Origin of the sequence: Acinetobacter sp. ANC 4910 (genome assembly GCF_004331035.1) — a bacterium.
Taxonomy (GTDB): Bacteria; Pseudomonadota; Gammaproteobacteria; order Pseudomonadales; family Moraxellaceae; genus Acinetobacter.
Genome location: NZ_SJNT01000002.1, coordinates 175364 through 196173 on the forward strand (window position 1 = coordinate 175364; position 20810 = coordinate 196173).

At 39.6% G+C, this 20810-nt stretch carries 30 protein-coding genes; 25 read left to right on the forward strand and 5 right to left on the reverse strand.

Going from position 1 to position 20810, the window contains the following annotated elements:
• The first annotated feature begins 169 nt into the window (after positions 1 to 169).
• The 18 genes from E0H82_RS16740 to E0H82_RS02725 all read left to right on the forward strand — a co-directional run bounded on the left by E0H82_RS16740 (position 170) and on the right by E0H82_RS02725 (position 12549).
• On the forward strand, positions 170 to 301 hold the full coding sequence (locus E0H82_RS16740) for a hypothetical protein (protein WP_265937185.1): 132 nt from the start codon (positions 170 to 172) through the stop codon (positions 299 to 301).
• On the forward strand, positions 298 to 1176 hold the full coding sequence (locus E0H82_RS02645; RefSeq protein WP_131262869.1) for a Rha family transcriptional regulator: 879 nt from the start codon (positions 298 to 300) through the stop codon (positions 1174 to 1176). Before E0H82_RS16740 ends, E0H82_RS02645 begins: the two co-directional genes overlap by 4 nt.
• Positions 1173 to 1379 (forward strand): hypothetical protein, encoded by a 207-nt coding sequence (locus tag E0H82_RS02650; protein ID WP_131262870.1) that lies wholly within the window; start codon positions 1173 to 1175, stop codon positions 1377 to 1379. Before E0H82_RS02645 ends, E0H82_RS02650 begins: the two co-directional genes overlap by 4 nt.
• Positions 1380 to 1469: 90 nt before the next feature.
• Positions 1470 to 1994, forward strand: a complete 525-nt coding sequence (locus E0H82_RS02655; RefSeq protein WP_131262871.1) for a phage baseplate assembly protein V — start codon at positions 1470 to 1472, stop codon at positions 1992 to 1994.
• Positions 1995 to 2006: 12 nt separating this feature from the next.
• Positions 2007 to 2369, forward strand: a complete 363-nt coding sequence (locus tag E0H82_RS02660) for a GPW/gp25 family protein (RefSeq protein ID WP_228130570.1) — start codon at positions 2007 to 2009, stop codon at positions 2367 to 2369.
• Positions 2366 to 3262, forward strand: coding sequence for a baseplate assembly protein (locus tag E0H82_RS02665; protein WP_131262872.1), 897 nt, complete (start codon positions 2366 to 2368; stop codon positions 3260 to 3262). Before E0H82_RS02660 ends, E0H82_RS02665 begins: the two co-directional genes overlap by 4 nt.
• The gene (locus E0H82_RS02670) at positions 3255 to 3776 is read left to right on the forward strand and encodes a phage tail protein I (RefSeq protein WP_131262873.1); all 522 of its coding nucleotides are present in this window, start codon (positions 3255 to 3257) and stop codon (positions 3774 to 3776) included. Before E0H82_RS02665 ends, E0H82_RS02670 begins: the two co-directional genes overlap by 8 nt.
• Before the next feature lie 8 nt (positions 3777 to 3784).
• Entirely contained in the window at positions 3785 to 5293 is a 1509-nt protein-coding gene (locus E0H82_RS02675) for a phage tail protein (protein ID WP_131262874.1), read from the forward strand.
• Positions 5293 to 5724, forward strand: coding sequence for a hypothetical protein (locus E0H82_RS02680; RefSeq protein WP_131262875.1), 432 nt, complete (start codon positions 5293 to 5295; stop codon positions 5722 to 5724). Before E0H82_RS02675 ends, E0H82_RS02680 begins: the two co-directional genes overlap by 1 nt.
• A 101-nt stretch (positions 5725 to 5825) precedes the next feature.
• Positions 5826 to 6440, forward strand: coding sequence for a hypothetical protein (locus tag E0H82_RS02685; protein ID WP_131262876.1), 615 nt, complete (start codon positions 5826 to 5828; stop codon positions 6438 to 6440).
• A gap of 89 nt (positions 6441 to 6529) precedes the next feature.
• Positions 6530 to 6784, forward strand: coding sequence for a hypothetical protein (locus tag E0H82_RS02690; RefSeq protein ID WP_131262877.1), 255 nt, complete (start codon positions 6530 to 6532; stop codon positions 6782 to 6784).
• A 142-nt stretch (positions 6785 to 6926) separates the two neighbouring features.
• Entirely contained in the window at positions 6927 to 7550 is a 624-nt protein-coding gene (locus E0H82_RS02695) for a phage tail sheath C-terminal domain-containing protein (protein ID WP_131262878.1), read from the forward strand.
• Positions 7551 to 7561: 11 nt separating this feature from the next.
• A complete protein-coding gene (locus E0H82_RS02700) occupies positions 7562 to 8068 on the forward strand; it encodes a phage major tail tube protein (RefSeq protein ID WP_131262879.1) in 507 nt (168 codons plus the stop codon).
• Positions 8069 to 8112: 44 nt separating this feature from the next.
• Entirely contained in the window at positions 8113 to 8466 is a 354-nt protein-coding gene (locus tag E0H82_RS02705) for a phage tail assembly protein (protein ID WP_131262880.1), read from the forward strand.
• Between the two features lie 8 nt (positions 8467 to 8474).
• Positions 8475 to 8591, forward strand: a complete 117-nt coding sequence (locus E0H82_RS02710) for a GpE family phage tail protein (RefSeq protein WP_131262968.1) — start codon at positions 8475 to 8477, stop codon at positions 8589 to 8591.
• Positions 8592 to 8605: 14 nt separating this feature from the next.
• Positions 8606 to 11146: a phage tail tape measure protein gene (locus E0H82_RS02715; RefSeq protein WP_131262881.1), complete on the forward strand. Its 2541-nt coding sequence runs from the start codon at positions 8606 to 8608 to the stop codon at positions 11144 to 11146.
• Between the two features lie 6 nt (positions 11147 to 11152).
• Positions 11153 to 11566 carry a phage tail protein gene (locus E0H82_RS02720; protein WP_131262882.1) on the forward strand — a complete coding sequence of 138 codons (414 nt, stop codon included), beginning with the start codon at positions 11153 to 11155 and terminating at the stop codon, positions 11564 to 11566.
• Positions 11563 to 12549: a contractile injection system protein, VgrG/Pvc8 family gene (locus E0H82_RS02725; RefSeq protein WP_131262883.1), complete on the forward strand. Its 987-nt coding sequence runs from the start codon at positions 11563 to 11565 to the stop codon at positions 12547 to 12549. The genes E0H82_RS02720 and E0H82_RS02725 overlap by 4 nt, the downstream gene beginning before the upstream one ends.
• A gap of 10 nt (positions 12550 to 12559) precedes the next feature.
• Here E0H82_RS02725 and E0H82_RS02730 read toward each other — a convergent pair whose 3' ends face one another.
• Positions 12560 to 14272 (reverse strand): amidohydrolase, encoded by a 1713-nt coding sequence (locus E0H82_RS02730; RefSeq protein ID WP_131262884.1) that lies wholly within the window; start codon positions 14270 to 14272, stop codon positions 12560 to 12562.
• A gap of 220 nt (positions 14273 to 14492) precedes the next feature.
• Positions 14493 to 15500, reverse strand: a complete 1008-nt coding sequence (locus E0H82_RS02735) for a hypothetical protein (RefSeq protein WP_131262885.1) — start codon at positions 15498 to 15500, stop codon at positions 14493 to 14495.
• Between the two features lie 437 nt (positions 15501 to 15937).
• Here E0H82_RS02735 and E0H82_RS02740 point away from each other — a divergent pair, with 437 nt between their 5' ends.
• From E0H82_RS02740 to E0H82_RS16500, 5 genes are read left to right on the forward strand one after another with little or no spacing between them, the layout of a single operon-like run.
• Complete coding sequence (locus E0H82_RS02740) at positions 15938 to 16165, forward strand: hypothetical protein (protein ID WP_131262886.1); 228 nt, start codon at positions 15938 to 15940, stop codon at positions 16163 to 16165.
• Entirely contained in the window at positions 16165 to 16335 is a 171-nt protein-coding gene (locus E0H82_RS16495; RefSeq protein WP_165492908.1) for a hypothetical protein, read from the forward strand. The genes E0H82_RS02740 and E0H82_RS16495 overlap by 1 nt, the downstream gene beginning before the upstream one ends.
• Positions 16335 to 17024, forward strand: coding sequence for a hypothetical protein (locus tag E0H82_RS02745; RefSeq protein WP_131262887.1), 690 nt, complete (start codon positions 16335 to 16337; stop codon positions 17022 to 17024). The genes E0H82_RS16495 and E0H82_RS02745 overlap by 1 nt, the downstream gene beginning before the upstream one ends.
• A complete protein-coding gene (locus tag E0H82_RS02750) occupies positions 17014 to 17319 on the forward strand; it encodes a hypothetical protein (protein ID WP_131262888.1) in 306 nt (101 codons plus the stop codon). The genes E0H82_RS02745 and E0H82_RS02750 overlap by 11 nt, the downstream gene beginning before the upstream one ends.
• A 13-nt stretch (positions 17320 to 17332) precedes the next feature.
• On the forward strand, positions 17333 to 17494 hold the full coding sequence (locus E0H82_RS16500) for a hypothetical protein (RefSeq protein WP_165492909.1): 162 nt from the start codon (positions 17333 to 17335) through the stop codon (positions 17492 to 17494).
• Positions 17495 to 17522: 28 nt separating this feature from the next.
• Here the strand turns inward: E0H82_RS16500 and E0H82_RS02755 are convergent, their stop codons facing one another.
• The 3 genes from E0H82_RS02755 to E0H82_RS02765 all read right to left on the reverse strand — a co-directional run bounded on the left by E0H82_RS02755 (position 17523) and on the right by E0H82_RS02765 (position 20009).
• On the reverse strand, positions 17523 to 18398 hold the full coding sequence (locus E0H82_RS02755; RefSeq protein WP_228258613.1) for a TIR domain-containing protein: 876 nt from the start codon (positions 18396 to 18398) through the stop codon (positions 17523 to 17525).
• 383 nt (positions 18399 to 18781) lie between these two features.
• Positions 18782 to 19579, reverse strand: a complete 798-nt coding sequence (locus tag E0H82_RS02760) for a TIR domain-containing protein (protein WP_228258614.1) — start codon at positions 19577 to 19579, stop codon at positions 18782 to 18784.
• 73 nt (positions 19580 to 19652) lie between these two features.
• A complete protein-coding gene (locus E0H82_RS02765) occupies positions 19653 to 20009 on the reverse strand; it encodes a helix-turn-helix domain-containing protein (RefSeq protein ID WP_131262889.1) in 357 nt (118 codons plus the stop codon).
• A 106-nt stretch (positions 20010 to 20115) separates the two neighbouring features.
• Between E0H82_RS02765 and E0H82_RS16505 the strand changes: the two genes are divergently transcribed.
• Together E0H82_RS16505 and E0H82_RS02770 are read left to right on the forward strand one after the other, a co-directional pair.
• On the forward strand, positions 20116 to 20289 hold the full coding sequence (locus E0H82_RS16505; protein WP_165492910.1) for a hypothetical protein: 174 nt from the start codon (positions 20116 to 20118) through the stop codon (positions 20287 to 20289).
• Positions 20290 to 20420: 131 nt separating this feature from the next.
• Complete coding sequence (locus E0H82_RS02770) at positions 20421 to 20804, forward strand: ogr/Delta-like zinc finger family protein (protein ID WP_131262890.1); 384 nt, start codon at positions 20421 to 20423, stop codon at positions 20802 to 20804.
• The last annotated feature ends 6 nt before the right edge of the window (positions 20805 to 20810 follow it).

Below are 20810 nucleotides of genomic sequence, written 5' to 3' on the forward strand. Positions count from 1 at the left end.
TCCTTACGCTTAATTTTAGGTTTAAGGTTCGTTATGGTGAGTTGTACGGTGGCAACTTCGGTTGCGCCGAGTTGATTAGATCTTCGGTACGCCAACTCCGTGCAACTCATCACCCTATGATTGGCGTCATTGAGTGATGAAAATTTTAAAAATAATTTGGAATTTTCTCATGAATAACATTCTAATGGCACAAAACCGTCTCGACAAAATCTGCTATCAACGCATCCAATCACCAGACTTTGCACAAAAGCCAACATTGCTACAAAAAATCTTTACAACAATAAAAGGGGCGGCCAAATGAATGACCTCAGCACAGCCGTATTTATCCAAAATCAACAAATCAAAACTGACAGCCTAAAAGTTGCAGAATTCTTTGGCAAACGTCATGACAATATTTTACGTACAATCGAAAAAATACTTGCAATGGATTTTAACGCCCTCAATTTTGAGGGCGTTGAATCTACTCAGCCCAATTTTGGTCTGAGTAATTTTAACGAGCTGAATTTTCAGCTCGTTAAATATAAAGATGTAAAAGGCGAAGAACGCCCAATGTACGAAATGACCAAAGATGGTTGGATGTTTTTGGTTATGGGCTTTACTGGAGAGAGAGCAGCCCAAATCAAAATAGCTTATATCAATGCCTTTAACCAAATGGCAGAACAACTCCAGTATCAACAACAAAATCACCCACAACTCATTGTAGGTTCACAGGTACAACTCAAATCTGGCGGACCTGTTTATACTGTAAGTCAACTGATCCTTGACCAATACGGACAGCCACAACAAGCCGAAGTCCTTTGGCATAAGAAAACTACTCTCAGCCGTATCGTTTTACCCATTGCTTGTTTGACTCTCGACCCAATCACCCAAATACAGCGACAAAATCTGCAACAGTTTTGGACAGCTTTGTTTGACTATGGTATTGAACAATTCAACCATAGTAGTCAGCCAGAAACCATCGCCATTAACCTAACGCAGGTTTACGCCACTATTCCAAATCTGCCATTACGTTCCGACATGCTGAATGCATTAATCAACAGTAATGCACCACATCCTCAATACTTAAACCACAACATGTCCTACCGCAGTAGCATCAACCAGCATGTCTATAAATGTTGGGCTTTTAGAAAAACACAAGTTACTTTAAACATTGAGCATGAGGAGATTTCAGCATGAAAAATCCCTGCTTTTCTCTAAGCGAAGATAACTACAATATCGTCAATGAAGTCCGTGCCACACTTAACATCGTTGCATCTATGGGCTTAACTGACACCAGTGATAGCTGCAATCAACTTTCTAAAGACGATCTTGTTTCGGTACTCCTACAAGCCGAACAAAGACTCAAAAGAGTATTAGAAGAAACCGCAAAAAACTTCTGATCCTGAATAGGTTTTAATCAGGAATGCCCAAATAGCAAGCCTCATACAAAAAGCCCATGATCCAATCATCATGGGCTTTTTAGTTTCAACATGAGCAATTTAAACAGGCAATTTCAAAACTTAGCAGGTATCGGAACCGTCATTGCAGTCGATGCATCTGCAGGCAAAATTCGCTTAAAAATTGATGAGAACGAAACCGATTGGATTCCAATCCCAACCATTGCTGCAGGTGTGGTGAAATTTTGGCGATGCCCAACGATAGGCGAACAATTTGCTGTCACAGCTCAAGGCGGTGAGCTCACCAGTGCCATACCTCAAATCAGCATTTTTTCTGAGGAAAATCCACCTCCGACTGACAATCCAGACGAAGTTTTTATTCAGCTTGGTGAGCATAGCATTGTGGTCAACGTTGCCACGGGTGTAGCTAATTTCAAATTAAACAAATGTATTTTCGATGTGCCCGAAACCCTCTTTAAGGGCAAAGTTCATGCTGAACAGGAAATCAGTTCTGCCATTGATGTCATTGCTGGAAAAGTAAGTTTAGTCAAACATCCTCATGGTGGTGTTCGTGGTGGACCCGATCAATCTGGTCCTCCTATGGTTACTGGAGCATAAATAATGAAAGGTATGTCTAGATTAACTGGTTTAGCAATTACAGATGATGAAAGCCAAGAGTATGCACACTTAAAACAATCCATTCACGACATTTTAAGCACCCTTATCGGTACACGCTTATGCCGTCGCAATTATGGCTCATTGGTTCCTGAATTGATCGATCAACCCTGTAACGAACTTACTGAAGTTAAGCTCATGTCCGCTGCTGCAACTTCACTAATTCGTTTTGAACCTCGTATCAAAATCAGTCAGATCCGAGTGAATCAATCCTCGCAGACACCAGGGAAATGGGATTTTTTCATTTTGGGCAACCAAATCTCAGCTATGGGTGAAAAATCCTTCACCGAAAACTTTCTGATTGGAGCTGCTGCATGAGCACCACACGTATTGATTTATCAGCTCTCCCCTTCCCCAATGTATTAGAAACGTTGGACTACGAAGCCGAGCTACAAGAATGTAAAGCTGATTTAATTTCGAGAGATCCTGATCTTGCACCGGTTCTAAATTATGAAAGCGAACCTTTGGTCAAATTGCTGCAAACGTTCGCATATCGACAATTATTAAAAACTGGCAACATCAATGAAAAAGCCAAAGCCTTGATGCTTGCTTATGCCAAAGGCTCCGATCTGGATCACCTCGCAGCGAACCGAAATGTTTATCGTAAAACCATCATTGAAGCAGATCCAACCACATCCCCACCGACTGAAGCGGTGATGGAAGAGGATGAAGATTTAAGACGACGAACTCAACTCGAACCAGAGTCAATGTCGGCAGGTTCAGAAGGTTGCTATCAATTTTGGGGCTTATCAGCACATGGCCATATCAAAGATATTGCGGTGAGTACCCCCAATTCTGGATACGTTGATATCTGGGTACAAAGTCATATAAACGAAATTGCGCCACAATCACTTTTAACAACCGTGGATCAAACACTTACTCCAAGTACGCGCAGACCCTTTACCGATAAAGTCACGGTTAAAGCTGCCACACCTACCAATTGGACTTTAAATGCGTCATTGGTACTTTTCCCTGGTCCCGATACAGAAGTCGTGAGGCAGGCTGCTGAAACTGCTTTAGCTGAATACATCAAGATCACTAACTCGCTAGGCTATGACGTAACTCGCAGCGGATTATTTCGAGCATTGCACCAGGGCGGAGTTCAAAACGTCATTATCAATAATCCACCGAATGACATTGTTATACCTAAAAGTAGATATGCAAAAAATATTGGTATAACCATCAATATTACGGAGTTTAGAGATGTCTAGCTTACTCCCTCCAAATGCGACAAAACTCGAAAGAAATATTGAACAACTTGGTGAGCGTACTACTCGACTACCTGTGCCATTCATTGAGTTGCACCGAGTCGAGCAATGTCCTGTGCCATTTCTTGCTTGGCTTGCTTGGGATCATCGCGTCGAGTATTGGAGATCAGATTGGAGCGAAGCAGAAAAACGTCAAGCCATTAAGGAAAGTAGAGTATTCAATGCCCAACGTGGCACACGTTCTTCAATAGAAAGTTTGCTCAGTAAATTTGCAGAAAATTTTCAGCTCAAAGCATGGCATGAGTTTAATCCACCACAAGCCCCTTTTACCTTTGTGGTGATTATCAAAGACATATCTATTTCTATTGATCAACTTCTACAGATTCAAACTTCGGTCGAAGCCACCAAATCTGCTCGAGATAATTTTTCAATTTCAGCCAAAGTTGTGAGCAGTGGAAATATTCAAATCGTGGGTGCCTGCCATTCAGGTGAAACCGTTAAATTAAGTACACTTTAGGAAAAAATATGGCAGCAAAATATTATGTGACGCTTACGGATTTCGGTGCAACGCAAATTGCACAGGCACATGATGTGGCTTCAATTACATTAAGTGAGCTTGTTCTTGGTGATGCCAATGGCATTCCTTATGACCCCATCACTCAAAAAAGTCGAACGGCTCTCATCAACCAAAGGGCAAGTGTTCCCGTGCAATCCGTTCAAATCAATGGTGCTGTAACCACCGTTACTGCAACTATTGAAGCCAATATCGGTGGATTTAATTTGCATGAAATTGGTTTAAAGGATAATGCAGGAAAACTGATTTATATCGGAAACTATCATGGAGCTTATAAACCTGTGATCGCTGAAGGTGCTGGCGGTGAATTAACCATTAGCATTGATATAACTACAGAGTCAGGCAGAGATGCATTAATCAGTATCGATCCAAATATGGTTACAGCCAATAAAGATTGGGTGATCAAAAATTTCGCAACAATTCTTGCATTAAAACAACTTAAAGAGTTGATGGAAAATGCTGATACAGACACACGGCAACAATTGTCTGAAGCAGTTGAAGCCTTGCAGCTCCAGCTTTCAAATCTAGCCAATGGTCTCGAATCTTTATATCCGAAGGTGATTCTGTCAGGTGTTATTAAACAAGGTGATGCACGGGTAATTAATCGCCCTGCAAATAGCAATATCAACTTTTTAGATCCTCGTTATGCAATTCACATTACACCAGAGGGTGGGCATGAAGCTTGGACGATTACACGTCAAGATGCCAGAATTGATTTATATGTTTTTGATCGGTCAGGTTCCGCCCGTATTGGATATAACGGCAACGTTAGTTGGTCGATTGTACAAGTTGAAGGTTTAACTTCAACAACGGGAAACGGGACTTATGTATATACAGGCACACCAGTCGTTTTTCCTATTCTTTCAGGTGAATCAAAAGCCTTCACTATTATTGGTGCTGGAGGTGGTGGCGGTTCTTCACGTTATGTAGATTTGAATGAGACTCCAACCCCACCAGAGCTTAAAGGTCAAAATGGTCAGGATAGCTATATCTCTATTGATGGCACGACAATCAAATTTATAGCAGGTGGAGGCAAAGGTGGTGTTGGTGGTGTAGTTGGAGATGGTGGTCAAAAGATTGATGGTCTTGCAGGCGAAGGAGGAAAATACCTACTCGAAGGAGAATTTACTTCTGCAAATCGACATGAAGGTGAAACTGGTAGCGCAACGGCTGAAGATCATACTGGAGCATCCAGTGATATGGAAAGCCGTGGTGCAGGTGGGGATGGTGCAGATGGTTCTTTAGATCGTGCTATTGGCTTTGGTGGTGGAGCTGGTGAAGGCGCAAAAATTACCATGGTCTATACCAATAACACAACTGAAACCCAGTATATCCGTCTGTATGTTGGCAAAGGCGGTACTGGTGAACGTTCTTTAATTGCGGCTGATTCAACCCCAGACCAATATGTCGCAGGTGAAGATGGCTCACATGGTTTTATTCGTGTTGCGAGTGCTATTTAATGATTAAACAAATTGAAGGTTATGTGTGGGATCAAGAGATTACTTCTCCTGCTATTTTAAATTCTATCAACAGTATTAAAGATCGACTTACATATCTAACAGATGGTCTAAAAATTGTGGGCACGTCTCATCCATTTTATGGTGTTCAGATTTATGGATGGCGTTCACCCTTACCTGATCACATAGATAACACGGGGCATGTATTCATCATGCCGATTCATATCTCCACAGGTAGTGACCGTATGATTTGTGCAGATAGTGCTTGTGATTTAAAGATCGGGCACATGTATGTGCTTGATGATAAAAAGCCACACAGTACGGAAGGGGGTGGCGATGTAATTGCACTTTTTATGGGTTCTTACAAAGCCAAGGTATTGAATGAGGAATTATATCAACATGTATTTAATGAGTTTGTCGGGTATTTAAAGTAATAGTTATCCTGAATAGGTTTTAATCAGGATTCAAACATTCGCACCCAGATCAATCCCCCCTCAAGATAACTCCACAAGCCAAACTACTTTTGGAGTTATCTATGGCGCAGTCCCATCACGGCATTTCTGGCCGTGAAGTTCAAAGTGGCATCATCCCTATGCGTGATGCTCAAACAAATGTTATTGCAATGATTGCATTTGCCGATGACGCAGATCCTAGCGTATTTCCTGAGAACGTTCCTGTTCGTGTTCCATCAATTAACCAAGTTTTATCCAGTGCAGGTGTAACAGGTAACTTGCGAAAAAACTTAGAAATCACGGCATTAATCACCAATCCAACACTGATTATTGTTCGAGTCCCTACCCCATTTAATGGTCCAATATTTACAGCAAGCAAAGTGATTGGCACAACGACATCGGCAGGTCGTACTGGCATTCAGGCGCTACTGACAGCAAAGTCTATTTTAGGTCTAATCCCTAAAATTATTATTGCTCCCGATGTTGAAAGCCCTGATGTCGTTGAAGGATTAGCTGCTGTGTGCAAAAAGCTACGCGCATATAGCTACGTTACTCCTCGTGATGAAGATGCAGTAATGCTAGATACGGCTGAAGCAGTCACGGCTTACCGACAAACTTTAAGCCATCGTGAAATTGAAATCGTCTGGCCCGAATTCACCAGTGGCAATGTATTTTTAGGTACTGACTCGGGGGAGTAATACCCCCTCACACAATAAGTTGTGAGGGGGCAAGCCAAGTAATCGCATTTAGTCACCTAGCAGGTCGTTGGGAATTATATGTAAATGATATGGATAACCCATTTGCAAGCGGTAATATCGGAGCAATTTTAGGACAATTTTCATTAGCTTATATGGATCGAATCACGGCCGATTACGACGGATACGTTGATATGCAGAATATTGATGATGTTGCGTATAGAATTAAATTTGTACCGATCTCTGACGCTTTCTACACATTAAATCCTGATGTAGTGAACTCATCGTTTATAGAACATGAGGATGGTAGTTTAACCTTCTGCTTAAATCCAACACCGACCACTTGATCAAAAAATTAAAAAACCACCTTCGGGTGGTTTTTTAGTATTTCATTAAATCCTGAATAGCATTTAATCAGGAACACTCAAATAGCAGCAGCAAAACATTCACAGCATGATTAACCCATCAATCCTATGACATGGAAATATCATGCCTGAACCAACCCTATTGTATGGACACGGTATTTTTACTGCCGTTGTCACTGCAGCAGCTCTACGAGCTGAAACCGATGAAAAAGTCGGTTGGCATAAATCCGTATCCAATATCCCAGTGACTGGTCCAACTGGAATCAGCCAGCCCATTACTTGGGATCTGGAAGATCCTGACACAGATGCAGGCTACTTAAACCGTAACGACTGCACAACCCTTATGCAGCATTTAGGTTTTCGATTCTGGGGCAATCGAAATTGCTCAGACGATCCGCGCTTTTCTTTTGAAGTCGCAACACGTACCGCTCAATTCATCCTCGAAACCATTTTAAATGGCTGTTTCCCTTTTGTGGACCAACCTCTTACGCCTTACTTGGCCAAAGACATCATTGACTCTATCAATGCTGAGCTACAAGAGCATGTCACGGCTCGTCACCTATTGGGGGCTTCGGTTTGGTATGACGCTGCTCAAAACTCAATCCAAGGTTTACAACAAGGTCAGCTCTGGGTCGATTATGACTACACCCCTGTTCCAACCCTTGAAAACTTAGGCTTAAACCAACGCATTACCGATCGCTATTTAGTTGATTTCAGTAAATTGCTTGGTGGTGGCACAACGACCTAAGGAGTCGATACATGCTTCCTCGTACACTGAAAAACTTTAATGTTTTTGTTGATACACATTCTTGGGCAGGTGTTGTTGAGTCAATCGCAATCCCCAAAATCACCAAGAAAACAGACGACTATCGTGGCGCAGGCATGATTGGTGATGTTGCACTGGCTATGGGCTATGAAAAGCTCGAAGGTGAAGTCACCTATGCAGGCTTTGACGTTAAACAATATCGTCAACTTGGCGTTTGTGGCACTTCTGATTTACCCGTGCGCTATGTCGGTGTTTATGAACGACAAGACAATTGCACCCGTCAAAATGTAGAAATTTATATGCGTGGCCAGGCATTAGAACTTGATCCTGGTGATAGCAAAAATGGTGAACGTACCGAAATCACAATGACCTACAACTACACCTATTTCCGTATGGAAGTTGATGGTGTTGTACAAGTTGAGCTTGATTTCATCAACGGTAAAGAACGTTTTGGCGATAGTGATCTCGCAACAGCAATCCGTGAATTACTCGGTCTATAAGATCGGGTAACCCCTCCCCCCTCAAATTAAACCAGGATAAATCCATGACAACTGCAGAGAAAAACCAAACTACAGAAAGCTCAACTGATCAGAATGTTCAATCAATCACTGATCCCAACATTCGAATTGTAGAGCTCGAGAATCCTATCATTCGAGGGACTGAATCAATTACTCAAATTACTCTGCGTAAGCCGAACGTTGGAACGTTACGTAATTTAAGCCTACAAGATGTTTTGAAGTGGCAAGTAGAAGCAACCAATACCCTTTTGACGCGTATCACAGCCCCAAGCCTTAGCATCGCTGACTTAAATGGAATGGACATTGGTGATTACACATCGCTGGCCGTGGAGTTAACCAATTTTTTGGTGAGTGCGAAGGCAAAATCCCAAGCAGTGTAGATGAAGTCATTGCCAATCTAGCGGTAATTTTCCACTGGACACCAAAGGATTGCGAGGATTTTGAAATTGAAGAGCTGATGCAATGGAATGAACGTGCAAAAGCTCGTAGTGAAGTACAAAAGTAAATAGGCAATGGTGAATGAGCAATTTAACCCTAAGTGCGATTCTAACGATCATCGATGAAGCATCGAAACCACTTAAAATGATCCACCAATACAGTGAATCAAGCTCAGACTCCATTGCTGAACTTAATCAGAGCATTCGTCAACTCAATCAAACATTAAATGGATCTGATGCTCAACGTTATAATCAATCGTTGAAACAAACAGAAAAACATACCAGTGCAGTGCGTTCAGCATCTCGAATGCTCGTTACAGAATATGGGCATGTTGACCATGCTCTAACTGCCCTCCTGCATAAAACAGACCAATGGAATGCAAAACTCGCAGAAAGTCGCAAGAACATGCGCCAAGAGTTTAAAAGTATTGCCATGAGTGGAGCTATTGCAGGCGCAGGGATTTACCAGTTTTTTAAACCCGCCATTGAATTTGAAAAACAAGTCAGTGGTGTGCAATCAGTATTAAATTTAGAAAAAACAAGTGAAGCCATGAAGCAGCTTGAAGCGGATGCCCGTAAATGGGGAGCAGCTTCTTCTTTTAGTCCAACTGAAGCGGCTCAAGCCCAATTTGAACTCGGTTCTGGTGGCTTCAATGTCGATCAAATTCGCAAGGCATTGGGTGGGACATTACAACTGGCCGAAGCAGGTAAAGTTGAGCTAAAACAAGCGGCTCAAATCGCAGTCGGAACACTTAATGGTTTTGGTTTAGCTGCCAGTGAGATCACACGGGTAAATGACGTATTTGTACAAGCCACCAATGGCACGGCTACCAGTGTTGATGGTCTAGGTGAAACGATGAAATACGTTGCACCCGTTGCCAAGCAATATGGGGCAAGCATCGAACAAGCCGTAGCCATGACGGGTTTATTAGGCGATAACAAAATTATCGATACCCAAGCAGGTACAGCACTACGTGGCATTATGTTGCGTCTTGCAGCACCACCCAAAGAAGCCCAAAAAGCTTTGGATAGACTAGGTGTACAGACTGCGGACACAAAAGGTAACTTGCGTGATCTATCCGATGTGCTTAATGATCTTAGAATTAAAACGAGCAAAATGGGATCACAGGAACGTCTTGCTGTCCTGTCTAATATCTCTGGAACAGAAGCTGCTTCTGCAATGGCGGTGCTCGTCGACCAGACTGGTATAGTTGATGAAAAAACAGGAAAAGTCGTCAATAAAATTAAACAGCTCACCACCGAACTAGAAAACTCAAAAGGTGCTGCTGCTGCTGCCGCAAAAATTCTCAAAGATAATTTAGCTGGTGATATTGAGAATATGGGGGGTGAATGGCAAGACCTCAGTATTTCAATTCACAAAATTTTAGGAAATGACCTCAGAAAATTTATTCAACAGATTTCAGAGATTATTGGCCGTGTGAAAGCATGGGTTGAAGCAAATCCCGAATTAGTCAGAACATTGGCGAGTATTGCCCTTAAACTGCTTATGTTTAAAGTCGCTTTACTAGGGGTAAAGTACACTTCTAATTTATTTTTTGGGGCGATCGTCAGCGTTATTGCAGGTATTACAAAATTCACCATTCTTATGTGGCTTGCTCATAAAGTTGCCAATAAGTTTGGTATTGGTCTACCGAATAGATTCACGGTAATTTCTAAAGTCATTCAATTTTTAAGTCGTGCATTTTTCTTTTTGGCTCGTCAGGCAATACCTTTAGTCATTACTGGAATGCGAGCTTTAGCGATCGCAGCAATCACCAATCCATTAACACTTCTGATTGCAGGTATCGTTGCCGTTGCCTTAGTCATTTATCGCTACTGGGGACCAATCAAGGCATTCTTTCAGGGCTTCTGGTCAGGGCTGATGATTGGACTGGCACCCTTTAAAAACACGATAAGCAGTTTATTCACAACATTAAAAACTACGCTTGCACCATTACAACCCATTTGGGATGCCCTAGTTTCAGTCTGGACAATTTTTAAAGGTGTCCTTGCTGAAGCACTATCCCCTTTTCAAGCCACGAACCAGGAACTTGCCAATGCGACCTCTTATGGTTCATCGCTGGGCATCATGATTGGTAGTGTGATCGGCATCATTGGTGAGTTGGTTTTAAGCTTTGTGCAATTAGGCGTAACTATTCTGACCACAGTCGGTACGGCTATTGGTGAATTCTTTGGATGGATGATGCTCCTTCCTGAAAAAGTCGGATCTGCCTTCACTGCTATGAAAACTTATGTCATGCAAGCAGGTGCCGTTTTTATTGATTATCTTTTGACACCTATCCGTTCAGTGATTGATGCCGTAAATCTTTTAATTACAGGGATGAATAAAATCCCAAGCATTAATATTCCTAAAATTCCACAAGTCCCGACCTTGGCTCAACCAACGACGACGACAGTCCCTTTAAAGACCGTACCGACCAAGGCAATTATTCCCATGGCAAACCGACCGACTCAAACTACCAATCATTTCATGGGTGCACAGATCAGTATCACTGGTGTAAATGATCCTAAACAAGTTTCCATGATCGTCGATCAAAAGCTGAAGCAACATCAAAATTCAATTTTAGCTCAACAACAAAGAAGATATAGCGATAAGGATTAATTCACCATGCTTATGTGCTTAGGACAATTTGCCTTTACCACAGACACACTCACTTTCACTCAGATCCAACGCCAACGCACTTGGCAATATGCAGACAATGCTGTGGCCACAGGACGCAAGAAACGTCAATTTATAGGCTCAGGGGATGACAGTATTTCTCTCCCTGGTCTTATTTATCAGGAGCATGGTTTTGGTAATCGTGTTGCGATTGATGACTTAGCAACGATGGCTGATACAGGACAGGGCTTTGTCCTGGTCGATGGCAGCGGTTATTTATATGGGGTTTATACCATCGACAGCATTGACGAGACCAAACAGGTTTTATTGTTCAACGGTGTGCCCAGAAAGATTGATTTTACAATCAAACTTAGCCGTGTTGATGATGACCGTATCGAACAGCAGACAGGGGCAAATACATGATTAAAACGCCAGTTTGCCTACTCACTGCAGATAGTAAGCCCCTAAATGAGCAAATCCTTAAACGCATCATGAGTGTGACTGTAACGGACAATCGCGCAAATGAAGCAGATCAGCTCGACATTACTCTGGATGACAGCGATGGGGTTTTAGAGTTACCACGACGGGGAGTTAAAATTAATTGTCAGCTTGGTTTTGTGGGTGAAGGTATGCACGACAAGGGTGACTTCATTGTCGATGAAACCGAATGGTCTGGCTCCCCCGACATCATCACCATAAAAGCCTCCAGTGCAAACTTTAAAAGTAAAATTAAGGAGGCAAAGTCAAAATCTTTCCATCGGAAAAAATTTGGTGAGATCGCTACAGAGATTGCTAAAAATCATGACTTAACTTTAGTTATGACCGATGATTTAAAGAAAATTGACCTTCAGCATATCGACCAGACCAATGAATCAGATCTTAATTTACTTGTTCGGATCTCAAAGCAAAATGGCGCTGAAATGGCGGTTAAAAAAGATCGTTTACTCATCTTTAAAGCTGGTACCGCAAAAACTGCTTCTGGTAAAGATTTACCGTCAATCACCCTTACCCGTAACGATGGTGACCAATTCCGTTATTCCGAGCAAGACCGCGACTCAGACTATACAGGTGTATCTACGAGTTATCACGATACAGGTAAAGCGAAACGTGAAAAGGTGATTACTGGTGAAAAAGGCAAGGTGAAACACTTAAAAGGGACGTTTGCCAACAAAACCGAAGCCGAACGTGCGAGTGCTGCGAAGATGGCTGAGATTAAGCGCCAAATGGCGAAATTCAGCATCAATTTGGCTTATGGGCTACCTGAGATTAGTACTGAGTCCCCAATCAAGCTACAGGGCTTTAAAGCTGAGGTGGATAAGTTAAAATGGATCGTTGAAAAAGCCACTCATAGCTATGCTAAAAGTGGCGGGTTAACTACACAATTGGATTTAGAAGCAAATATCTAAAAATATCAGTTTACTTCTGATATACGACATTACCTTCTTTAATAGTTTGAAGTACCTGAATATCCTTAATTGTCTTCGGGTCAACTTTAAGTGGATTCTTATCAAGCACCACTAAATCCGCTAACTTTCCTTTTTCTAGTGTCCCTTTAGAGTCTTCTTCAAAGTATTGATATGCAGCCCAACTTGTAATTGATCTTAATGCATTATAAGGGCTGACGCGTTCTGCTGGTCCAATTACATCCCCTGAACGACTAATACGGTTGACCGTTGCATAAAGGATCATAATACTATTTGGCAAAGCCACAGGTGCATCATGATGCTGTGTAAAGATCATGCCTTTATTTAAAGCAGTTTGTCCTGGAGAAATTCGATATGCGCGCTCTTTACCCAATGTCACATCTCGATGCCAATCCCCCCAATAATATGTATGCATTGCAAAAAATGAAGGAATTATCTTTAACTTTTTCATACTATCTAATTGGTCATCACGTGCCGTCTGTGCATGAATAGCAACAGTTCGTCTGTCATCATTTCCATATTTTTTAGCAGCTTTATCTACTGCGGTTAAGTATTCATCTAAAGCAGCATCACCATTTGTATGGGCTAAAATCTGCCAATTATGCTCGTATGCGGTTGCAACAAGTTTATCAACTTTGCTCTCTTGCGGGATTGCAGGATAGCCAACATAAGTCTTTGACTGTCCTTCAGGTGGGGTTAAATATGGTTTAGTTAACCAAGCGGTACGTCCCTGCGGTGAACCATCTAAAGAAAGCTTCACACCCGCAATTCTAAAGTGATTTAAGTAACTTTTTTGAACACCCTCACTTTCTAGATAAGGTAACTGAGCTTGAATGTCTGGGTAACATGCCACATCCACTTTTAAAAGATTTTGTTGGCCTAAACTTTTCCATGTCTCACACGCATCTGACGTCGCACGTCCTTCTTGTAGAGTGGTGTAACCAAATCGCAGATACGATTTTACTCCTGCAAGTGCAATCTTTTTATTTGCATCTTTATCGTATTTCGCCATCATCGAGAATAATGGTTGGAAAAATGCCATTTCTTCTAATACACCATTTGGTTCCTTAGAATTTTTTACTCGACGGATGACGCCACCATCAGGATCTTTGGTACTTGCATTATAGCCGACCAATTCAAGTGCCTTGTGGTTCATTGCTCCAAGATGGCCTGATTGGTGGATCACTAATACTGGTTCATCTTTAGAAATCTTATCTAAATCATCTGCAGTAGGATGGCGTTGCTCTTTTAATTGAGCATCATCATACCCAAACCCGATGATCCATTTATATTTACCTACAATATTTTTATTATCCGCTTTCCATTGATTTAAATTTTGAATCAGTGAGTTAATGTCGGTTACCTTACCATCGGGCGGTGCAAGTAAATTGCTTGCAAGTGCTTGAAACCCTGCATTATAAGCATGACCATGTGCATCAATGAAACCAGGAAGTAATGTTTTTCCTTCTAAATTAATTTGCCGACTGTTCGGTGCCATATTTTTAGCAGCAGCCAAATCACCAACAAAAGCAATTTTTCCATTTTCTACTAAAACGGCCTGAGCATATTGAGGCTTATCACCGACCATAGTAACGATGTCACCATTAAAATAAAGTTGGCTATTAGTTGGTATATTTTGTGTAGGTGTAGTGGAGCATGCTGCAAGTGCTCCAACTATAGGTAGGGTAAGTAATATTTTTTTCATGGTTTAAACTCTATTTTTATTAAGCAAAATCAGTGTAGCGTAGATTTATTCTTGTTCATATTGCATAACTTCATTTTGTTTCAAGAACAAATACTGTTATTTACGTAGACAATCAACAAAATTTTTAATCCAAGTCCTAAGTATAAAAAGGCAAAAATTACCCTACCAATACTCAATAAAAAAGCCCTCCATTGGAGAGCTTTTATTTTTTGTCCTGACATCACTGTGACGGTGTAGAACCACCCTTCGCTTTCACCAACTCAGCACTTGCCTTAATCAATTCAGTACCAGCAGCAAGCTGATCCTTCATCAAGTCTCCTATCTTATCATTTTGACTTTGATCAATTTCTTTTCCAAAATATTTTCCTGCTAATTCTTTATAAATATTTGAATGTTCTTCTTCTTTTACATTTTTAAGAAATAAAGGGAGTGCTCTTAACTCTAAGGATGTTTGATGTGTTTGATCGTTTAATTTCCTAAGATGGGATGCTTTCCTTAAAAAAATTGTTCCCAAAGTAACCACAAAAGTTAAAGTCATAAATTTTGTAAGGATATAGTTTATTTCATTACCTTTATATTCTATAAAAGCAAGATGAACAATTGTAAATAAAAATGCCCCAACAAAAATTATATAAAAAAGTGCTTCATAAACATGAGCCCTTTTTAAGTAGATATTACTTGCGTTGAAATATAACTCTTCAGTTTTTTCAAGATTTGTTTTATCAATATGCGCTAACGCACTAGCATATTTTTCCTCAAGCAAATTTATACGTTTTTCATACACTACTTTTTCATGCATTGAATATCTAAAGCCTTCAATCCAATGATATGTATCAAAAATCATTTTACCTAGATAATGTATATAGGTATAAATTTCATTAATATTAGTGTTTGGAGTAGAAATTATAAATTTGTTCTGTGCTAAAAAAGACGAAAATTTTGATAAAACTCCATATAAACTTTCATTGTTTACTGAATTAATTATATATTTTCGTATTGTTTTATCTTCTAAAGTTTCGATCAGATACTGGCAAAAAAATTTTGAACTTGTCGCAAGATCGTGTATGTCACTTTTATCAATGGAGTTGAAAATTTTTTCCATATTTTTTGAGTTAAATTGCTGATAATTAAATATCAATAATTTGAAAATTGAATCACTTGTGGCCAATAAGGTTCTAAAAAAATCATTATTTTTTACAGCCTGACTGGTTAGATTGTCATCAATCATATTTAAGCCCTATAAAAAAACTCTGCCCCCATGCATCGTATCATCATGACCCGATCCATTAGCTCACAATGAGCCAAGGCATTGTATCAAAATGAACTTTTCTTCTATATATAAATAGAATAAAGAATAGAGTTATAAAAGAATGATCAAAGTTAAAAACTGTTGACTAAAAAAAAATTTAAATTATATTGTCCATATCACAGCAAAATCTGTGAGCAGATGTGGAAGTCTGCCTTATACTCCAACGGTGCAAATCAAAAGTCGCACCATGCGGCATTTTTTTTGTCTATTGCATAGTCGTGCCTTTATGGTGGGCTAGGCAGGGCAGCTATATGCTGGTCGCAACCGTTGGAGCGATACTTCCACCCCTGCTTAGTCTGCCCCCATTCTGTGGAAGGAATGTTGGCAGGTTTTAAACCAACCAACGGAAAACGACTATGAACACTTCTTCAAAAAGTGTGCATCCTATTCGCACACGTCTACACCCTGAATTTATTGGTCCAGCACATCCACGTGAAGTACTTCATCACGTTTTAACAAATCAAACCATCCAACAAAAATATCCAGCTCCGCGCTCATTCAAATTATTTGTACACCCTTCTATCGTCGCATTATTAATGCTGATTATTCTTGGAGTTGCCTTCCTTGCAGGAGGTAACCAGTAATGATCCATATCTTCACAGAATTAGGCCATGAAAAGTTATGTCCAATGTGTGGTGAATACTTCCCACTAGACGAAGATTTCTTTTATAAAAATGGCTTTAAACGTGGCATTCAACAGTGGGCTGGTCGTTGTAAGGCTTGCTATGTTGAGACCTATCGTGGGGATAGATAATGAAAAATATCCTCCTTCAGAATCATGAATATCCCCTCATTGCATCACCTCAGCTCGCAAAAGAGCTGGGGACTGCAGCAGCGACGTTCTTGCAAAAACTGCATTTCTTAATCAGTGAAACACGCAAATACAAACAAAAGAAAAACCTCACTGTCCACCAAAACCGTAAGTGGTGGTTCCACACCTTTGAAGAATGGCAGTCGACTCTAGGTTTATTTAGTGTTTCGACCATCAAAAGAGCTGTGGCCAAACTGAAAGAACTTGGCTTAATCGAAATCAATAAGCTCTCAAAAATTAAGTCTATGCGTGTGAATTACTACACCATCAACTATAAAAAACTAAAACAACTGTTCGGCATTGGCACATCGCAGCCAGTAAAAAAAGATCCTGGTACTCCGCCCGCTGAACCAATTAAAGGGACAGATACACCGACTAATCCTACTGCAACAAAAGAAGATTTATCCATTTTCCATAGCGATTATCGCTCTCTTTATTTACAGCTTCGCAGATACAAACTGGATATATCCCATGATGATCCGCGACTGCACCAGTGGCTTAACATCGCCCGAAAAATAATTACCTACACTGCATCAGCACCAACAAGACTCAACATCCATAAATGGCAATGGCACACGCCTGAACAAATATTACCAACCGAATTTTTACGAGGGACTGATCATGGGTATTGAAAAGCACGTTATGCGCCTACAAGAGCCAAATACGAAGAAGCGTAAATTCTTTATCAGTTCAAAGCATTTGTACCGCTTACTCGAAACGGACGTGTCGTATAAAACATTTGTCGAAACCAACATTATTTGGTCTCGCCTACGTGAAAATATCGACTACCACTTTTATGAACAGCATGACACTTACAACCTTTCTATCTGTGCTGTTCAGGCCATTTTGATATTAGAAAATACAGAAAAAAGCTGGCGATTCTTCAATGAACTGTCCGACCTTATAAACAACGGTTTTAACCGTTAAGAGGGGTAATATCATGGATATTCAAACAAGATTATCACTATTAAATAAACACTTATCTTTACTCATTGAGTCTACGGAAAGCTGTGATTCTTTAACTGGAGAGTCGGTGGCTGCAACTATATTTTTTATTCAGGAACAAGTCAGGCAGATTCAAAAAGCTATAAATAAAGAGTAAAAATAAAGCCCTCTTAGGAGGGCTTTTTTCATGGCTTTCTAAGTAAATTGTAATCTACATCATAACCCATAGCATGAATTTCATTCATGAAATCTAATTTCCAGTTCTTGTCATTGAGATATACAACTCCACTAATGTCATTTGGAAGCTCAATAATATGATCTGTAACAACCTGAATAACCTTGTTACGTCCCAATGCTCCTATTAACCACCCATGCTCAAATACAACATTTTGACGAGCACGAGGTTTATAGTCATTTTTATCTTTTACGGATCCCTCATCATCAGGCGTATATAGCACAACGCCAAAACCATTAGGATCAATATAGTGTTCTAATTTTTCTATAATCGTCATTCCCTTACTAGGTTTCTCACTTAAAATAATTGCTTCAAATCCAATTTGCTCTAAAAAACGTGCAGTTTTTTGCTGAGTTGCAACATCATGCCCATGAACAATAAATGCTTTTTTCAATAGTTTTCTATCATCTATACTTTTATTAGCTTTGAATTGAATAAATTTTATTTTTGATTCAGAAAGTCTTTCTAATTCAATTGCAAAAAAATTCGAAGTTTCTTCTATGGTACGAAAGAGTTTTCTAAATTCTGGTTTTTTTAAATCCTCATTCTGATCCATCAACAAAAGTTTAGTGGCAGGTTGACCATTTCGAAATAGAAAATAAAGCTCTATCATCTGATTTAAAGAATCTAATTTACTCGAATACCTTTTTGCATCACATTCTTCTAAAGAAGTTTTAATAAAATTTGAAAAATCACCATAATAATTTTGAAATATAATCTTATTTTTTGCCAAACTCTTTGAGTCATCATTTCCTAATGAATCTTGAACTATTTTCGCATATTGAGAAATATAGCCATTGAGTTCTTGTTTAAGTTTTTCACTCATCTTATAAAGTATCTTTAATTAAAATTACTATAATATTAACATTGTTAAAATGCTATCTCTATGGATAACTCTATTTTTTTAATTATCTAATTTGTTAGTTTTTTATTTATTAATTCAGGATTCCAATGTCTATTATTTATAAAAATAATAAAAAGATTATGGATTATGAAACTTGAAGTGATGACCAATAAACGAGAGATATTGAAATACATTTGCAACTAGAACGATTGAATGAAACACTTTATCTAGCCAATTATATTCCAAGTAATACCCATCCCCTTCACCGCTCTTAAAAAGCACTTATCAGCCTAGTAAATGACGAACTATGGAGAGTAGATTCAAAAATAAGTAAATTAGTGAAACACTCTCACACATCAGCAACATCAACCAACTAAAACATTTAGATCAACTTTATAGCCTAAATTTTTAATCTCTTTAGCTAATTGAAACTCCCAACTGTTATCCGACAAATAAACCATTCCACTAATATCACCAGGTAGCTCAACATTATGATCTGTAACTAAAGGAAAAACTTTATCTCGACCTAATTTTCCTATAAGTAAGCCATGCTCAAATACAACATTTTGTCTAGCTCGAGCCCGTAACTGATCCTTATTTGCTGCAGCTTCACCAAAATCATCTGGCGTATATAAAACAATTCCAAACCCCACATCAGTGAAATGCTCTAATTTTTCAATGATTGTTTTTCCACCACTTGCCTGCTCATGCAAAATAATTGGAGTAAATCCTAACTTCTCCAAAAAACGAGCCGTTCTTTCTTTTGTTGCCTCATTATGCCCATGAACGATGAAAGCCTTACGCTCTAGAATCTTATAACTTTGTTTATTTTCATTGGTTAAAGGTAGAGAATTTAAATAATCGTCTGATGCAATGTCTTTGATCAACGATTTCAAAAAGGCTAGTGATGGGCCAATCTTTGTTATCTCTAATGACCTCGCGCGGGTCATACCCACACCACTCAAAGGGAGACTATCAAATATTTTTTTTAGTCTATTTAAATATCCAGGTAGATTACGTTCAAAAAATTGTTGCACACTAATACACCAAGAATCCCACCTCGCAGCGCCCATATCATAGTCTTTTTCTAATTCACTTCGTACGTCGAAAACTAGTCTAGCTTGGTATTCATCTAATTTTTCAAGTAATTCATTTTTATCCACAATAAACTCTTAACATTGTTAAATTGTTAAGAGTTTATCATTTTAAATATATCTTTTAATATTTTGATCTTTATTATTTTTTCCCAAAACTCTCCGCAAAATTTCGCACCAAAGTCATTAATGTCTGACGTTGCTCAGGATCTACCTGATCCCAATATTTCAACAACTCTTTGGCTTCATCTGTCAGTAAATCAGGTTGCGTCCGTTCACCAGTGATCAAATACCAAACGTCTACGCCAGCTTTATGAAGTGCTTCTAAGTCTTCCTGCCCCATAACGCGCTCCCCTTTCTCATAGCGCATTACAGCCATATTTTTCTTACAAAATAACGCAGCAAAATCTTTTTGCGACAAATCTAAGCGTGATCGTTCCTGACGAAGGCGTTCGCCTCTTTGATCGTTATTCTCATTTACCATTTGGGATAAATCCATATATTAATTATCCCAATTGGGATAATATTACTTTGCTTATTTACCATTTTAACAAAGTTCTCTATTCACCACTGTTTAAAAACTGTGGACTCATAAGGAAACAATCATGGCTACTCAAGAGTCTCAAAAAGAAGTACAGATCAGCTTTCGCACTACACCTGAAAATCGTCGTCTAGCTCGCATCGAAGCTGCAAAGGTCAACATGTCACTCAACGAATGGATCAAAAGCCTCGTCGAAGCAAAACTGGATACTTCATCTCAAGAAACAAAATCATCATAAGGCACAGCTTTAAAGCCACTCACAGAATTGCAGGAGCTTGGTTACATTTCTTTGCAATTTTTTGTAGCACAAGAAAAGTTAAGTACTTGGTGTCGGGAGCAACAACTACTTAATTAAATCTAGAGGTAATGATGAGTAAATCCATTGGTTTCTACTGCCCACACTGCGATCGCAGAATGCACGTCACAAGCCGAAAAAGACCTTCACCGCTGCTTCATAACATTATCGTCAGTTGTCAAAATCCCGACTGTTTAGCAAGTTTTGCTGCAGATCTAGAAATTACACGATCTATCCATAACAGCCTTAGCCCTAAACCTGATCTTTCACTGACAAAGCAAAAGTGGGAAATCGAAATAGAAATGCAGTTATTCGCTTTAGAGCTGCAACCCGAAATTGATCAATTTCAAAAATCTTATGTCGAAGGTGCAATCAATGCCTTGTTCTGGACAAACAAAATTGATTTAGCCACCGCGCAAAACTATCGCAATCGTCTCCTCCAAATGAAATTGATCTAGGTAACT

Bases quoted from the DNA above. Each gene is read 5' to 3' on its own strand.
- E0H82_RS02700 (WP_131262879.1), top strand. From the start codon at position 7,562: ATGCTTCCTCGTACACTGAAAAACTTTAATGTTTTTGTTGATACACAT.
- E0H82_RS02755 (WP_228258613.1), bottom strand. From the start codon at position 18,398: ATGAGTGAAAAACTTAAACAAGAACTCAATGGCTATATTTCTCAATAT.
- E0H82_RS02765 (WP_131262889.1), bottom strand. From the start codon at position 20,009: ATGGATTTATCCCAAATGGTAAATGAGAATAACGATCAAAGAGGCGAA.
- E0H82_RS02705 (WP_131262880.1), top strand. From the start codon at position 8,113: ATGACAACTGCAGAGAAAAACCAAACTACAGAAAGCTCAACTGATCAG.
- E0H82_RS02715 (WP_131262881.1), top strand. From the start codon at position 8,606: ATGAGCAATTTAACCCTAAGTGCGATTCTAACGATCATCGATGAAGCA.
- E0H82_RS02690 (WP_131262877.1), top strand. From the start codon at position 6,530: ATGGATAACCCATTTGCAAGCGGTAATATCGGAGCAATTTTAGGACAA.
- E0H82_RS02770 (WP_131262890.1), top strand. From the start codon at position 20,421: ATGAGTAAATCCATTGGTTTCTACTGCCCACACTGCGATCGCAGAATG.
- E0H82_RS02660 (WP_228130570.1), top strand. From the start codon at position 2,007: ATGTCTAGATTAACTGGTTTAGCAATTACAGATGATGAAAGCCAAGAG.
- E0H82_RS16500 (WP_165492909.1), top strand. From the start codon at position 17,333: ATGGATATTCAAACAAGATTATCACTATTAAATAAACACTTATCTTTA.
- E0H82_RS02675 (WP_131262874.1), top strand. From the start codon at position 3,785: ATGGCAGCAAAATATTATGTGACGCTTACGGATTTCGGTGCAACGCAA.
- E0H82_RS02720 (WP_131262882.1), top strand. From the start codon at position 11,153: ATGCTTATGTGCTTAGGACAATTTGCCTTTACCACAGACACACTCACT.
- E0H82_RS16495 (WP_165492908.1), top strand. From the start codon at position 16,165: ATGATCCATATCTTCACAGAATTAGGCCATGAAAAGTTATGTCCAATG.
- E0H82_RS16505 (WP_165492910.1), top strand. From the start codon at position 20,116: ATGGCTACTCAAGAGTCTCAAAAAGAAGTACAGATCAGCTTTCGCACT.
- E0H82_RS02750 (WP_131262888.1), top strand. From the start codon at position 17,014: ATGGGTATTGAAAAGCACGTTATGCGCCTACAAGAGCCAAATACGAAG.
- E0H82_RS02665 (WP_131262872.1), top strand. From the start codon at position 2,366: ATGAGCACCACACGTATTGATTTATCAGCTCTCCCCTTCCCCAATGTA.
- E0H82_RS02655 (WP_131262871.1), top strand. From the start codon at position 1,470: ATGAGCAATTTAAACAGGCAATTTCAAAACTTAGCAGGTATCGGAACC.
- E0H82_RS02735 (WP_131262885.1), bottom strand. From the start codon at position 15,500: ATGATTGATGACAATCTAACCAGTCAGGCTGTAAAAAATAATGATTTT.
- E0H82_RS02730 (WP_131262884.1), bottom strand. From the start codon at position 14,272: ATGAAAAAAATATTACTTACCCTACCTATAGTTGGAGCACTTGCAGCA.
- E0H82_RS02650 (WP_131262870.1), top strand. From the start codon at position 1,173: ATGAAAAATCCCTGCTTTTCTCTAAGCGAAGATAACTACAATATCGTC.
- E0H82_RS02680 (WP_131262875.1), top strand. From the start codon at position 5,293: ATGATTAAACAAATTGAAGGTTATGTGTGGGATCAAGAGATTACTTCT.
- E0H82_RS16740 (WP_265937185.1), top strand. From the start codon at position 170: ATGAATAACATTCTAATGGCACAAAACCGTCTCGACAAAATCTGCTAT.
- E0H82_RS02670 (WP_131262873.1), top strand. From the start codon at position 3,255: ATGTCTAGCTTACTCCCTCCAAATGCGACAAAACTCGAAAGAAATATT.
- E0H82_RS02740 (WP_131262886.1), top strand. From the start codon at position 15,938: ATGAACACTTCTTCAAAAAGTGTGCATCCTATTCGCACACGTCTACAC.
- E0H82_RS02745 (WP_131262887.1), top strand. From the start codon at position 16,335: ATGAAAAATATCCTCCTTCAGAATCATGAATATCCCCTCATTGCATCA.
- E0H82_RS02645 (WP_131262869.1), top strand. From the start codon at position 298: ATGAATGACCTCAGCACAGCCGTATTTATCCAAAATCAACAAATCAAA.
- E0H82_RS02695 (WP_131262878.1), top strand. From the start codon at position 6,927: ATGCCTGAACCAACCCTATTGTATGGACACGGTATTTTTACTGCCGTT.
- E0H82_RS02725 (WP_131262883.1), top strand. From the start codon at position 11,563: ATGATTAAAACGCCAGTTTGCCTACTCACTGCAGATAGTAAGCCCCTA.
- E0H82_RS02685 (WP_131262876.1), top strand. From the start codon at position 5,826: ATGGCGCAGTCCCATCACGGCATTTCTGGCCGTGAAGTTCAAAGTGGC.